The following is a 13,656-nucleotide window of genomic DNA, read 5'->3' on the forward strand; positions in this document are numbered from 1 at the left end:
AAGATCAAACTCTCCATAAAAGTGTTTGTAATAGATGACACCGTCATCTATTCTTAGCTTCAAAAATTGATTCAAGGGATAAAAAGCTCTCGTTAGATAAATCCAACGTTTCTTCTTACCTCTTTTTCATACTGGTTGTTTTGTTCAGTTTTCAAAGAGCAAATTTTGTTTGTCGTTTCCTAACGGCGACTTTTCTAATATACCACGTTAGAAAAATTATGTCAACAACTTTCTTCAAATCTTTTTCGCTGTTTCCATTTAATCCGTTGCAGCTGTTTTGGCAACGAATATAAATGTATCATGTTTGAGTTTTAAATGCAAGGACATTTTTTTAAAAAATACCTAGAAACTTTTCCTTCCTATATATATTACCTAAGAAACAAATACAAAATAAAATACCCAGCTTACTATGAAAGTAAACTGGATATTCCTTTTATATTTATTTCGTACGCATTTGCGGGAATAACAAGACATCACGAATGGATGGTGCATTGGTCAGTAACATTACTAAACGGTCTATTCCTATTCCTAATCCTCCGGTAGGTGGTAAGCCATATTCTAATGCCTCAATAAAATCTTCATCCATTAAGTGGGCTTCATCGTTTCCTGCATCTCTTTCAGCAACTTGGTCTTCGAAACGTTTGCGTTGTTCCATTGGATCGTTCAATTCACTAAAGGCATTTGCATGTTCACGACCAACAATGAATAGCTCAAAGCGATCTGTGAAACGAGGATCCTCTTTATTTGTTTTTGCTAACGGTGACACTTCTACTGGGTGACCGTAGATAAATGTAGGTTGAATGAGTGTATCTTCTACTTTTTGCTCGAAGAATTCATTTAAAATGTGTCCGAATGTCATATTTTCTGTAATCTTTACATTATGTTCTTTCGCCAACTTACGCGCCTCGTCATCTGACAGTTGCTCACGGAAGTCAACCCCGGTTGCTTCTTTCACCGCATCCGCCATATGGAGTCTCTTCCATTCCGGCTTCAGTTCGATTGTGTAATCTCCATATGTGATTTCGGTAGAGCCGAGCACTTCAAGTGCAATATGAGCAATCATGCTTTCTGTAAGTCGCATAATATCTTCATAGTCTGCATATGCTTCATATAGTTCAATCATCGTAAATTCAGGGTTATGACGGGTAGATACTCCTTCATTACGGAAGACTCGCCCGATTTCATATACTTTCTCCATTCCACCAACGACGAGTCGTTTTAAATGTAACTCGATAGCAATTCGCATGTAAAGTTCAATGTCGAGTGCATTATGATGAGTGATAAATGGACGTGCCGCCGCTCCACCAGGGATACTATGCATCATTGGCGTTTCCACCTCAAGAAATCCTTGGCCATTTAGATATTGTCTCATCGCTTGAATGATTTTACTGCGTAGAATGAAAGTTTCGCGACTTTCAAGATTCGTGATTAAATCTAGGTAACGCTGACGATAACGTTGTTCCACATCTTTTAGCCCATGGTACTTCTCAGGTAGGGGACGTAAAGCTTTCGTCATTAATTGAAGTTCTTCCGCTTGAACAGAAAGTTCTCCGGTATTTGTTTTAAACATTTTACCGGATACCCCAATGATATCTCCAAGATCCAGTGTTTTAAACATTTCATAAACATCATCACCAACCTCGTCTTTACGTACGTAGATTTGGATTTGACCGCTCATATCTTGAATATGCGTGAAGCTCGCTTTCCCTTTGCCGCGTTTTGTCATAATCCGACCTGCGACGACTGCTGGTATAGCTTTTTCCTCTAGCTCTGCTTTAGAAAAAACATCATATTTTTCAATTAAATCCGCTGCTAAATCGGTTCTTTCAAACTTATCACCGAACGGATCAATGCCCCGGTCTTGTAAATCTTTCAACTTATCTCTCCGCACCTGCATTTGTTCTGTAAGTTCTTCTGACACCATCAATCACTCCTGTCTTTGATATATGTAAACAATCAATTATCCTAGAATTTTATTTAAGCGTACCATAACGAAGAAAAACCTACCAGTAAACACCGGCAGAGCCCTTCTTTGAACTAGATCTTCTTTACCGTCTCCAGCTCTTTCTGCGGAAGTTCCGCTAGCTGTTCCCGAACAGTATTACCTGTATCCGGCAAGATAACATCACCTGCAATTTCTGCAAGGGGAACGAGCACAAAGGCACGTTCGGACATGCGCGGATGCGGCAATGTTAAACGGTCTACTGTACTATTTTCTTGATTATAGAGCAAAATGTCAAGGTCTATTGTTCGGGGACCGAAACGGATATCCCGAGTCCGGCCTAGCTTTTCCTCTATTCCTTGTGTCGTATCCAATAACTCAATCGGTTCAAGCAAGGTTTGGATTTCTATTACCATATTTAAAAAATCAGCTTGGTCTAAATAACCGACCGGTTCGGTTTCATAAATCGAGGAACGCTGTTGAATAGCGATTGATTCATGTGCTTCTAGTAAGTTTAAAGCTTCACTCAAATAGAAATCCCGCGGCTCGATATTTGTTCCAAGTGCGATATATACTTTATTCATTATTTTTTCTCCCTATATATTTCTACGGCGACTGAGTGATATTGTCCATCAATCGGAGGATTCGGTTTAATAACCTGGACACGGCAGGCAGATAACAAATGAAAACTTTCGAGTAGACTCTTCGCAATCGTTTCAGCAACTGTTTCAATCAGATTCTTCGGTTCGCCCTCTACAATGCTTTGAACGATATTAAATACTTCTCCGTAATGAACGGAATCCTCCATCGCATCCGTTGTACCGGCCTGCTGCAAATCGAGAAAGAGTTCAAGATCAACCATAAAGCGCTGACCAAGTTTCCGCTCTTCAGGAAATAGACCATGATAACCGTAGAACTGTAATTGCTTCAAAATTATTTTATCCATGATAAGCTCCTTTTCCAAGCATAGCGTCTGTCATCATTGCAAGTTCTGCATTCATTTTGACGTTATGGACCCGCACCATTTGGACACCCTTTACAATTCCGAGGCAAGTTGTTGCCCCTGTGCCAGTATCTCGCTCTGCCGGTGGAACGTCAAGAATATGACCAATCATTCGTTTCCGCGATGTTGCGAGTAACAATGGATAAGAAAGTTCTTGGAATCGCTCTAGCTGCTGCATGACGAGTAAATCATCCTCTCTAGACTTGGCAAAACCAATTCCAGGATCAAGGATAATATTTTCTTTGGGGATACCAGCCGCTTTAGCAATGGCAATACTTTCTCTAAGGTCCTCTAGCATATCCTCAATTAGATTGGTGTAATTTTCATCAGTCCGGTTATGCATCAATATAATTGGTACCTGATGTTTCGCTGCAACTTTAGCAATATCAGGATTTTTCTTTGCTCCCCATATGTCGTTAATGATATCCGCTCCAGCTTCAATTGCCGCTTCAGCTGTATCTGCTTTAAACGTATCTACCGAAATTGGCACATCTACTTTCGCTTTAATTGCTTGAATGACTGGAACAATCCGGAAGATCTCTTCTTCACTCGTAACCGGTATGTGCCCAGGACGAGTCGATTCTCCACCGATATCGATAATATCTGCCCCTTCTTCAACCATTCGAACTGCTTGTGCAACAGCCTTTTCCACCGTAGTATAGCTGCCACCGTCCGAGAAGGAATCAGGGGTTACGTTCAAGATTCCCATAATATGGGTTCGCTCCTGTAAATGCAACTGTTTCGTTCTTGTTTTTAAAATCATACCTTCTCCTTCTCCTTCTCCTCATCATCACTTTATTCCTATATCCTATCATATTCCTAAAACACAGGCATCTGTTTATCACGTATTAACGGTCTGTTATACCCCCACTGGATGAAGTTTCACTTTATTAATTCCCCAAAAACAAAAGAATAGCACCCAACGTAGAGAATGCTAGCATATATAGTTATTCACAGTTCCCACCTCATAACCTTCTATACAAAAAAAGGATTAACAGATCCAATCTGTTAATCCTCGTCATCAAACTTCTTATTCTTCATCAAATTGATATAGTGCGGTGGATAAGTAACGTTCCCCATTGTCTGGTAAAATAGCCAAAACCTTCTTACCCTTACCTAACTTATCTGCAACTTTTAGCGCTGCTGCCACTGCTGCCCCGGAGGAAATTCCGCCGAGAATACCATTTGTAATTGCAAGTTTACGGGATACTTCAAACGCCTCGTCATTCTCAATTTGAATGACCCCATCGTATAGCTCTGTGTCGAGTACTTTCGGTACAAAACCTGCACCTATCCCTTGAATCTTATGCGGGGACGGAGATCCGCCGGATAGCACCGGTGAGTCCTTTGGTTCTACAGCGAATAATTGCACTCCTTCAAAGTGAGATTTCAGCACTCTACCTGCACCTGTAATCGTTCCACCGGTTCCAATACCGGAAATGAATGCGTCAAGACCATCTTTCATTTGACGGGTGATCTCTTTTCCTGTTGTTCTTTCATGGATTTCCGGGTTTGCCGGGTTATCGAACTGCTGTGGCATGAAATAGCCGTGCGCTTCCTTCAGTTCATTAGCTTTACCGATTGCGCCTTTCATTCCATCCGCGCCCGGTGTAAGAACGAGTTCAGCACCATATGCGCGCAATAGATTACGACGCTCCTGACTCATCGTGTCTGGCATGACAAGAATAGCTTTATACCCTCTTGCCGCTGCTACCATCGCAAGTCCAATTCCAGTGTTTCCGCTTGTCGGCTCGATAATTGTATCTCCGGGCTTTAAATCCCCCGACTCTTCTGCAGCTTCAACCATTGCTACAGCAATCCGGTCTTTTACCGAGCTTCCTGGGTTCATGAATTCAAGTTTTACATAAACATCTGCTGAATCTTCGCCTGTCAGATTGTTTAACTTCACGATTGGTGTTTCACCGATTAATTTGGTAATATCATTTGCCACACGCATGTGATCACTCCTAATCCCTAGCATTTTTGTATGAATTGTTAATTACAATGTATGTTTAATTTATCGATTTGTCAACCATTTTAACGTATTCACTCATTGAATTAGCTGATTCGTTCCATGTTGTGGGCGGACCATGTATTTAGTTACCGTAGAGCCAATCTATTTCATGTTTTTCCCAAAGTGGGGCGGCTTGAAGCGGAAGATTCCCTTCATGCAGGGCAAGTTCATTTTCTACGTAAGGTTTAATTTCCTCATAGCTGAACTTGATTTTCGGAAGAGATTGATGTAAATAGATAATACCGACCCCGTTACCTGTTGTAAAAGGGGTACTATAGGAGTGCTCTTCCATCTCATTTGCAATTTCTTCATAACCATCCGGGAAGAACTGGCTGTTCGTATTGATGAAACCAAGATAGCCCCCGCTATTTTTTGTTTCTTCATCTATGGAATATTCCCTTGCCAGCTGGTCAAAATTCGCTCCCTGTTCAAGCTCCCCATGGATTTTTTCCGCTGTTTCCATATCCGATACAAGAATATGGGATAGCTGCATGGCCGGACTGAAATCATATTGATTCTTATACACGTCATAATACTCTTCCACTTCACCTTCCGGAATGGAAATATCTTCTGTCAGTAAAAACTCAAGCTGGTAGCGATAAACAATCTCTTCCCGCCATTTCTCCTCCGCCTTTGCAAGTTCATCTTCTGCAAGCGGTCCTTGCATGGATGTCAGATAAGCAAGTTCTCTTTCAATGACCTTCTCACTGATTTCAATGTGCTTCTCATTGGCCAATTTGGAAACGAGGTGGCGATCAATTAATGATTGCAGCGTCTTTTCCCCATGGGTTTCGCGAAGAGCAGTCATCCATTCTGCATAAGTTATATCTTCTCCGTCAATCGTTGCAACAGGTTCATTGCTTCTAATGGCCGTTTCTTCACCGTCTTCACTCACAATTACATTCTCATTTTGATTCATGAACAGGAGAGTGGCTATGTTTGTAATAAGGAGGACCGTGATAATTCCCCATAATAATTTTCTTGACATACGATTCCCTTTCTCCCTCGTTTATTGTTTCAACTCTTCCAATTCTTCTGTTGTAAAATCATACTTTTCATTACAGAAGTGACAGGTTGCACTTGCTCCACCGTCTTCCTGGATCATGGCATCAATTTCCTCGTTGCCAAGACCGCTTATCGCATTTGCAATTCTTTCTCTTGAGCAGCGGCAGCGGAATTCAAGGGGCATCTTCTCATGAATTGTAAACTCTTCACCTTCGAACAGTTTTTCCAAGAGTTGTTCTGGTGAGTATCCTTCTTCAATCAACTTGGAAATTGGCGGGAACGCTTGAATCTGTTCCTCTAACCGTTCGATTACCTCTTCATCCGCACCAGGCATGACTTGCACAATGAATCCGCCAGCCGCAAGAATGGTATGATCCGGGTTTACTAACACACCTGCTCCGACCGCTGAAGGAACTTGTTCTGATGTCGCAAAATAATACGTGAAATCTTCACTAATTTCGCCTGAAACAATCGGAACCTCGCCTGTAAAATGGTCTCTCAATCCAAGATCTTTCACAACACTTAAATTACCTGACGTTCCTACAGCTCTAGCAACATCCAACTTACCTTTGTCATTTAATTCAAAGTCTACGTGCGGATTCGTAACATAGCCGCGCACATGACCAGATGCATTCGCATCTACTACAATCGCTCCAAGTGGTCCGCCGCCTTCAATTTTAATTGTATTGGAGTTGTCATCTTTTAGCATCGCTCCCATCATAGCAGCAATCGTCAGGGTTCGACCTAATGCAGCAGAGGCTGTTGCCCAAGTATCCTGTCTTCTCCTTGCCTCCTCCACTGTCGCAGTAGATGTTGCTGCATATGCACGGATTCTCCCGTTATAAGCAGTTGTCTTTATTAAATAATCCTTCATGTTCGTATCTCCTTTAACGAATATCTTTTAACCTGCGATAAATAATGTTCAATCCTTTTAGTGTCAGATGGCGATCTACCACATCAATTGTTCGTGAACCCTTCCCGATTAAACCAGATATCCCGCCGGTAGCAATTACCTGAACATCTTGATTAATATCCTCTTTCACTCTGTCAACTATACCATCTACCAAGGATACATAGCCGTTATATATTCCGGACTGCATCGCTTCAACTGTTGATGTTCCAATAACTTTCTCCGTCCCCTTGATTTCAATCTTCGGCAGTTTGGAAGCTTTACTATACAATGCTTCCATGGAAATATTAACTCCCGGAGAAATGATGCCACCGTGATAAGAGCTATTCTCATCGATGTAGCAAAAAGTGGTCGCCGTTCCAAAATCAATCACAATAACCGGCGCCCCGTAATTTTCTATCGCACTTACCGCGTTGACAATCCGGTCTGCCCCGACCTCCTTAGGATTAGGGTAACTCATGTTAATATATTTAGAAATATCCTGCTTCCCTACCACGACTGCATCAATTCCGAAATAATTCCGGCTCATTTTTTCCAGTGCATACATAATCGGTGGTACAACAGAAGAAATGATAACTCCATGGATATCAGAAAACGTGATTCCTTTATAGTCAAACAAGGAATGAATGAGTACGCCGAATTCATCCTCTGTTTTATGGCGATCTGTTTTAATCCGCCACTCATATAGTAGGTTGTCCCCTTCAAAAACCCCTAAAACGGTATTTGTATTCCCCACATCCAGAACAAATAACATAACAATCAAACCTTCCTATTTTTCTATGTTTAAATATAGCATAGGTAACAGTGAAAAAGAAAATCACAGGTACCCAATAGTAATGTTAAGCGCGCTTCAGCTTTTGAAACAAAAAAGCAGCCATATATATTAGCATGGCTGCTTTTTAATTTGTTATTTATCTTTATAATTATTGTCTTCTTCATCTACTGGAGATATTGGTTCTTCGCCCATGATCGGGTCATTGATATGTCGTTTATTCTTGGAGTCGCCTTTAGCTTCATCTGCATGTTCTTCATGCTTTTTCTCCTCGACTTCTTTTTTCACTTCTTCAAAAGATTTCCCGATCTTTTCTCCATCGTCTTCATCTTCTTTTGAATTGATAGAAACCTTCACATCATCTTCGTCCACGATATCTTCCAGTGGTTCTGGTAAAACACCTTTATGGAAAAGAGATTCAATCTGACGGCGGTCGAGTGTTTCGACATCAAGGAGTGTCTGAGCGATTAACTCCAACTGTCCGCGATGCTCAGTAAGGATCTTCTTCGCACGTTCATAACAGTAATTGATGAAGTTCTGCATTTCCTTATCAATTTCATAAGCGATTTTCTCACTGTATGTTTGGTTATTCTGCAAATCACGACCAAGGAACACATTGCCACCGTCCCCACTGGAGAATTGTAGTGGGCCAATTTCATCACTCATACCATACTCGGTAATCATCTTATGAGCGATGCTTGTTGCACGCTGGAAGTCATTATGTGCTCCCGTACTCACTTCGCCAAAGATGATTTCCTCGGCGACACGTCCACCAAGCAGTCCGGTTATCTTATCAAACAGTTCCGGTTTCGTCATGAAGTAACGGTCTTCTTTAGGAAGCATGACCGCATAACCGCCGGCCTGGCCTCGAGGTACAATCGTTACTTTGTGTACGACATCTGCATCGTCAAGTACCATCCCGATTACGGTGTGCCCACTTTCATGATAGGCAACAATATTTCTTTCTTTATCCGAAATAACGCGGCTCTTCTTCGCAACCCCGGCAATCACCCGGTCGGTTGCTTCATCGACATCCAGTGAAGATATCGCTTTTCGGTTATCCCTTGCAGCAACAAGCGCTGCTTCATTTAACAGGTTCTCAAGGTCCGCACCAGAGAAGCCTGGGGTACGCTGGGCAATTACTTTCAAATCGACTGTATTATCCAATGGTTTATTACGTGCGTGAACTTTAAGCACTGCTTCCCGTCCTTTAACATCCGGACGGTCCACCATGATTTGACGGTCGAAACGGCCTGGGCGCAGCAAAGCAGGGTCAAGAATGTCTGCACGGTTTGTAGCTGCGATAATAATGATACCTTCATTTGCGTTAAAGCCATCCATTTCAACAAGCAACTGGTTCAATGTCTGTTCACGTTCATCATGTCCACCACCGAGACCCGTACCACGTTGGCGTCCTACTGCATCAATCTCGTCAATAAAGATGATACATGGCGCATTTTTCTTCGCGTTTTCAAATAGATCACGTACACGGGATGCACCGACCCCGACAAACATTTCAACGAAGTCCGAACCACTAATAGAGAAGAATGGAGTTCCCGCTTCCCCTGCGACGGCACGGGCAAGTAATGTTTTACCTGTTCCTGGCGGTCCTACTAAAAGAACCCCTTTTGGAATTCGAGCACCGACTGCCGTGAATTTACGTGGATCTTTCAGGAATTCCACAACTTCAACTAATTCCTGTTTCTCTTCATCCGCTCCGGCTACGTCTTTGAAACGCACCTTTTCCTTTTCGCCGGAAACCATCTTAGCCTTACTTTTCCCGAAGTTCATCACACGGCCGCCACCGCCGCCACCTTGTGCTTGACTAAGAATGAATAAGAAAAATAGACCTATTAATAGGAAGGGAACTAAAGTCGTAAGGAATGTAACCCATGGACTTGGCCGTTCTTCTTCCTCTGCAGTTAATATACTTTGATCTCTTGCAATTGTTGTAATTTCAGCAATTACATCTGTGTTATCTGGTACTTGGGCAACAAAAGATTGGCCACCATCATTCAATGTACCGAAGAAACGGACGATTCCGTTTGCCGGCTGCAGTGTCAATTCTTTTATTTCACCATTATTTAAAGCACTTATAAATTGCTCCACATCATATTGTTCACTTTCTTCTCCTGGGCCATTTATGATGCCGAATACGCCGATTATGACGAAGAAAATCAGGACCCAAAAGAACACATTACGAAATATCTGACTCATTGCTTACCTCCTCCCATACCGGGAAAAACTATATTACATAGTACCATATGAAAAAGTCATTACACAACTAATTTAGCTTTATCATCCATTTTTATTTTTCAGGACTATTTTTCCTGATAAATCTCTTCTTTTAACACCCCGATATACGGAAGGTTTCGGTAACGTTGGTCATAATCTAAACCATAACCGACGACGAAAGCATCCGGTACTTCAAATCCAACCAAGTCTGCGGATATCGCAGCAGTGCGCCCTGATGGTTTATTCAGCAGGGTTACAATTTTAATAGAATTCGCTTTCCGGTACTTGAAGAGGTCGACTAAATAACTAAGCGTCAGTCCGCTGTCAATAATGTCCTCAATAATAAGCAGGTCGCGCCCTTCTACTTTTGTATCCAAGTCCTTTACAATTTTGACTTCCCCACTTGACTTCGTTCCGCTTCCATAGCTCGACACATCCATAAAATCGAGTTCCACATGGATATCCATGTGGCGAACGAGGTCCGACATAAAGGGTAGAGCACCTTTTAATACACCAATTGCAAGGGGAAACTTGCCATCGTATTCTGTAGAAAGCTGTGCTCCGATTTCTTTACATTTTGCCCGAATTTCTTCTTCTGTAATTAGAATATCCTTTATATCCTTATGCATACTGTCCTTTAGCATCCTTATCCTCCTACTAGTTGCCTTTATCCAATTGAATATATATAAACTGCTTAGCATTTACTTCTCTTCGTACACCTTTTTTTAATCCAATTAACCAAAGTATATGATCATCGTCATCCACGACGATAGGCCACGTTTCACGTTCATGAAGGGGAACTTTTGCATCGATAAAGATATCTTTCAGCTTCTTTGTTCCTTGGAGCCCTTTCCAGCTCATCCGGTCTCCATTTTTACGCGTTCTCACATGAAGAGGTAAGGTAACCTCTTTCGTGGGAATATAGAGCGAGAAGGGGTGGGCTCTATCACGTGTTGCTGTATATGTAGCTGTAAGTACCGATCCGTTTGGCAAGTATGTTTTGCCGGGAATGGTTAAGGTTAGGTTAAAGGACTGCTGCCCGGGATTATTCGCTTCGAAGTAAAGTGTCAGTCTGTCATATGCCCGATTCAGCTTCAAACCGTGCGGGAAATCTAGGGTTGCGTTCCCAGTGCGGCTTTTAATGAGGGTAAGAAATTGCTCCTCATGTTCATAAGAAAGTTGATTGGGTAATATTTCATACAGATAGTTCAATATTAGATGAAAGGCGCGTCTTTGTAAAGATTGGGAGTACTTTTTAAATAAATTAATTTCAACTGTTACCTGCCGCTTTCCCTTTTCAAAAATTACCGCACGTTGAAGTACTTTTTCCGCCTCTTTTTGCAGGAATTCTTCATCTTCCGCAAGCGTCATACTAAGATGCTGTGCTGTCACCTGGATATTTGTATTGCGTTCCTTTAGCAGCGGAACGACATGGTGGCGGTAATAGTTTCTTGTAAAATCACTTTCCAAATTCGTTGCATCGATCCGCGGCTTGATTTCGTTCTCTGCGCAGTAAGATTCTATCGCTTCTTTTGTAACAGCAAGGAGTGGCCGGATAAGCATTCCCCTCCCAATTGGACGTGTAATCGGAATTCCTTGGAAAGCTTGGGAAGATGCAGTCCGAACAAGTTTCATGATAAGCGTTTCCACCTGGTCATCCCCATGATGACCTAAAGCAAGATAGTCGGCTTCAAGATCTGCCATTTTCTCTTCAAAAAACTGATACCGAATTTTTCTTGCTGCGACTTCCGTACTAAGCCGCTCCTTATCCGCAAATGCCTGCACATCAAAGGAGGCACCATGAAACGGGATGCCCCAGCTTGCGCAAATATTCTTCACATAAATAAAGTCATCCTCCGCATCCTTCCCACGCAGCTGGTGATTAAGAGAAAGGGCATGTATATCCAACTCCCATTCCTTCCTCCACTTCACCAACAAATGCAATAGACCGATGGAATCCGGTCCGCCCGAGACTCCGACAAGTACCCGCGCGCCTTTATGTAAAAGCCGATGTTTTTTAATAAAGGATTGTACTTCTTTTTCCATTTCCTCGCTCCGTCCATAATCGATACTGTTCTTATCTTATCATAGTTACCGCTGCCTCTAAAAGCACAATGAGGTAAGGATGGAAAGGATACTAAATAGGAAAATCCACATGGCCTCCGATAAGCCGATTTTCCCTGTTTTACTTCTGCTCTGATTTTTCCGGGAAAAGATAATTTGTTTTAATTCTCGCTGCATTTCAGCACTTGTTGTATATTTGCCGGTAATTGCCTTCTTTAGCACAGGTGCGTAGGGTTGTAGTGCTTTCACTTTATCGATCTTTTTAAATAAAAGATTTGCTCTCTTCGTTTCTGGCCGCGCGAACCGCTGTGGGTAGAAGATTTCGAGGAAGATGATTGCAACCGAGAATAAATCATAGCTTGGTTCAGCTCGTCGGGAACCAAGACCCCAATATCCTCGGTCGTAAAACTCGGTATACTCTTTAATGGCCCGTCCGATTTGTGTCACCCCACCAACATCAATCCAGCGAATCTTCGGTGGCGCTTGGCTAATCAGGAGATTGTCAGTCTTCAAATCCCCAAACACCCAACCTGCTTTATGGAGCTTTTCCAAATCCTCTAAAAGTTGGACCATAAGCAGACCGAGCCAGCTTGCCCCATTTTTCCTGAAAAATTGCTGCATGCTCTCACCTTGCACATATTCCATAACATAGAATGTATATGTTTGCCTGTTCGGTGCAAGCCAATCGTCCACATCTAATAAAGCAGGCCCAAGAAGATTCCCTCGGACCTGCTTTAATGCTTTTAACACATTGACCTCCAAGGTCATCGATGTTTGTTTTTCACTTATTTTGAGAGCAGCTGTCTGTTTCCCGAATTGACAAAGGTAGACAGTACCAATTGCCCCTTCGCCGATCTTCCGTTTGATCAGGTAACTGTTTCCTTTAAATTTCCCTTGAATCTGAGTCCCTGAAGGTATACTAGTAACCTGTTTCTTCCAGGCCCGGTTCATCGCCATGACGAATACTCCTTAATAAACCCTTTTTACCAAACTGATAGATAGCCTCCCGAAGTGCGGGACCGGTCGGAGTGATTCCACCACTGGTTATCTTCGGGAATACCGATGAGATCGAATCAAGCTTCGGTGTCCAATCGAGCACCTTCTGGATATTTTTCCTTTTCCCTGGGAAGCTGTAGATGGTGAAGCGATTTTTTCCCGCCCGGGCATTGAGACTAATGGAGAGATCAATCAAAGCTTCCTTCACCATCTGGAGCTTATGATGCATGCTCGCGCTTGTATCTAGCAAAATTAATACCTCAAGATCAGAAGTTTCCCCCAACTCCTCGACTACTTCAATAATTTCACCGCGTTTTTCGGGTTCGAGGTCCTCAAGGCGCTGGTCTTTTCCAAGAATTTGTTTTAGCTCCTGATTAACAAAACCTTGCAATGTCTCGTTCATCGCTTGCTTCGTCACCATCTGGACAGTCTGGGATAATGCTTCACTATAAACGAGTTGACTTACTCCGCCCCCTGATAGAGCGATATCTTCTACTTCCTCAAGACCATGACTGTCTTCATTCTCATCATGATCAAGAATTCCAATAACGTTCACAGTAATCCCCTGCTCGAAAGCAAGGGCCGCTGTTGCCGCCGGATCCTCTCCGTAGTTCGAGCACCCATCCGTTAACAATAAAATTTGCCTTAATGTTCCTTTTTTCATTACGTTACCCTCCCGTTTCCTAGTTTTACTAGCATCACCAGAAAACAGATA

General features: G+C 42.4%; 13 protein-coding genes. All 13 read right to left on the reverse strand.

Translation table 11 applies throughout. The features are described from left to right. Positions 1–439 precede the first annotated feature (439 nt). Positions 440–1,924, reverse strand: coding sequence for a lysine--tRNA ligase (gene lysS, locus GN217_RS14610; RefSeq protein ID WP_156857398.1), 1,485 nt, complete (start codon positions 1,922–1,924; stop codon positions 440–442). A gap of 113 nt (positions 1,925–2,037) precedes the next feature. Beyond that, complete coding sequence (folK, locus tag GN217_RS14615) at positions 2,038–2,526, reverse strand: 2-amino-4-hydroxy-6-hydroxymethyldihydropteridine diphosphokinase (protein ID WP_156857399.1); 489 nt, start codon at positions 2,524–2,526, stop codon at positions 2,038–2,040. Next, positions 2,526–2,888: a dihydroneopterin aldolase gene (folB, locus tag GN217_RS14620; RefSeq protein WP_156857400.1), complete on the reverse strand. Its 363-nt coding sequence runs from the start codon at positions 2,886–2,888 to the stop codon at positions 2,526–2,528. The genes folK and folB overlap by 1 nt, the downstream gene beginning before the upstream one ends. Beyond that, positions 2,881–3,708 (reverse strand): dihydropteroate synthase, encoded by an 828-nt coding sequence (gene folP, locus GN217_RS14625; RefSeq protein ID WP_156857401.1) that lies wholly within the window; start codon positions 3,706–3,708, stop codon positions 2,881–2,883. The genes folB and folP overlap by 8 nt, the downstream gene beginning before the upstream one ends. Positions 3,709–3,975: 267 nt before the next feature. Beyond that, positions 3,976–4,902 carry a cysteine synthase A gene (gene cysK, locus GN217_RS14630; RefSeq protein WP_156857402.1) on the reverse strand — a complete coding sequence of 309 codons (927 nt, stop codon included), beginning with the start codon at positions 4,900–4,902 and terminating at the stop codon, positions 3,976–3,978. A 139-nt stretch (positions 4,903–5,041) separates the two neighbouring features. Next, on the reverse strand, positions 5,042–5,947 hold the full coding sequence (locus tag GN217_RS14635; RefSeq protein WP_156857403.1) for a peptidylprolyl isomerase: 906 nt from the start codon (positions 5,945–5,947) through the stop codon (positions 5,042–5,044). Positions 5,948–5,968: 21 nt separating this feature from the next. After that, entirely contained in the window at positions 5,969–6,838 is an 870-nt protein-coding gene (hslO, locus tag GN217_RS14640; RefSeq protein WP_156857404.1) for an Hsp33 family molecular chaperone HslO, read from the reverse strand. Positions 6,839–6,851: 13 nt separating this feature from the next. After that, entirely contained in the window at positions 6,852–7,628 is a 777-nt protein-coding gene (locus GN217_RS14645) for a type III pantothenate kinase (RefSeq protein ID WP_156857405.1), read from the reverse strand. Between the two features lie 153 nt (positions 7,629–7,781). Beyond that, positions 7,782–9,863: an ATP-dependent zinc metalloprotease FtsH gene (gene ftsH, locus GN217_RS14650; protein ID WP_156857406.1), complete on the reverse strand. Its 2,082-nt coding sequence runs from the start codon at positions 9,861–9,863 to the stop codon at positions 7,782–7,784. A 104-nt stretch (positions 9,864–9,967) separates the two neighbouring features. Further along, on the reverse strand, positions 9,968–10,510 hold the full coding sequence (gene hpt, locus GN217_RS14655; protein WP_156857445.1) for a hypoxanthine phosphoribosyltransferase: 543 nt from the start codon (positions 10,508–10,510) through the stop codon (positions 9,968–9,970). A 28-nt stretch (positions 10,511–10,538) separates the two neighbouring features. Continuing rightward, the gene (gene tilS, locus GN217_RS14660; RefSeq protein ID WP_156857407.1) at positions 10,539–11,927 is read right to left on the reverse strand and encodes a tRNA lysidine(34) synthetase TilS; all 1,389 of its coding nucleotides are present in this window, start codon (positions 11,925–11,927) and stop codon (positions 10,539–10,541) included. 57 nt (positions 11,928–11,984) lie between these two features. Beyond that, positions 11,985–12,902: a protein kinase domain-containing protein gene (locus GN217_RS14665; protein WP_156857408.1), complete on the reverse strand. Its 918-nt coding sequence runs from the start codon at positions 12,900–12,902 to the stop codon at positions 11,985–11,987. Then, positions 12,865–13,605: a vWA domain-containing protein gene (locus tag GN217_RS14670; protein WP_156857409.1), complete on the reverse strand. Its 741-nt coding sequence runs from the start codon at positions 13,603–13,605 to the stop codon at positions 12,865–12,867. Before GN217_RS14670 ends, GN217_RS14665 begins: the two co-directional genes overlap by 38 nt. Positions 13,606–13,656: the final 51 nt, after the last annotated feature.

The organism is Oceanobacillus sp. AG, assembly GCF_009746545.1.
GTDB lineage: Bacteria > Bacillota > Bacilli > Bacillales > Amphibacillaceae > Oceanobacillus > Oceanobacillus indicireducens.

Bases quoted from the DNA above. Each gene is read 5' to 3' on its own strand.
- lysS (WP_156857398.1), bottom strand. From the start codon at position 1,924: ATGGTGTCAGAAGAACTTACAGAACAAATGCAGGTGCGGAGAGATAAG.
- folK (WP_156857399.1), bottom strand. From the start codon at position 2,526: ATGAATAAAGTATATATCGCACTTGGAACAAATATCGAGCCGCGGGAT.
- folB (WP_156857400.1), bottom strand. From the start codon at position 2,888: ATGGATAAAATAATTTTGAAGCAATTACAGTTCTACGGTTATCATGGT.
- folP (WP_156857401.1), bottom strand. From the start codon at position 3,708: ATGATTTTAAAAACAAGAACGAAACAGTTGCATTTACAGGAGCGAACC.
- cysK (WP_156857402.1), bottom strand. From the start codon at position 4,902: ATGCGTGTGGCAAATGATATTACCAAATTAATCGGTGAAACACCAATC.
- GN217_RS14635 (WP_156857403.1), bottom strand. From the start codon at position 5,947: ATGTCAAGAAAATTATTATGGGGAATTATCACGGTCCTCCTTATTACA.
- hslO (WP_156857404.1), bottom strand. From the start codon at position 6,838: ATGAAGGATTATTTAATAAAGACAACTGCTTATAACGGGAGAATCCGT.
- GN217_RS14645 (WP_156857405.1), bottom strand. From the start codon at position 7,628: ATGTTATTTGTTCTGGATGTGGGGAATACAAATACCGTTTTAGGGGTT.
- ftsH (WP_156857406.1), bottom strand. From the start codon at position 9,863: ATGAGTCAGATATTTCGTAATGTGTTCTTTTGGGTCCTGATTTTCTTC.
- hpt (WP_156857445.1), bottom strand. From the start codon at position 10,510: ATGCATAAGGATATAAAGGATATTCTAATTACAGAAGAAGAAATTCGG.
- tilS (WP_156857407.1), bottom strand. From the start codon at position 11,927: ATGGAAAAAGAAGTACAATCCTTTATTAAAAAACATCGGCTTTTACAT.
- GN217_RS14665 (WP_156857408.1), bottom strand. From the start codon at position 12,902: ATGGCGATGAACCGGGCCTGGAAGAAACAGGTTACTAGTATACCTTCA.
- GN217_RS14670 (WP_156857409.1), bottom strand. From the start codon at position 13,605: ATGAAAAAAGGAACATTAAGGCAAATTTTATTGTTAACGGATGGGTGC.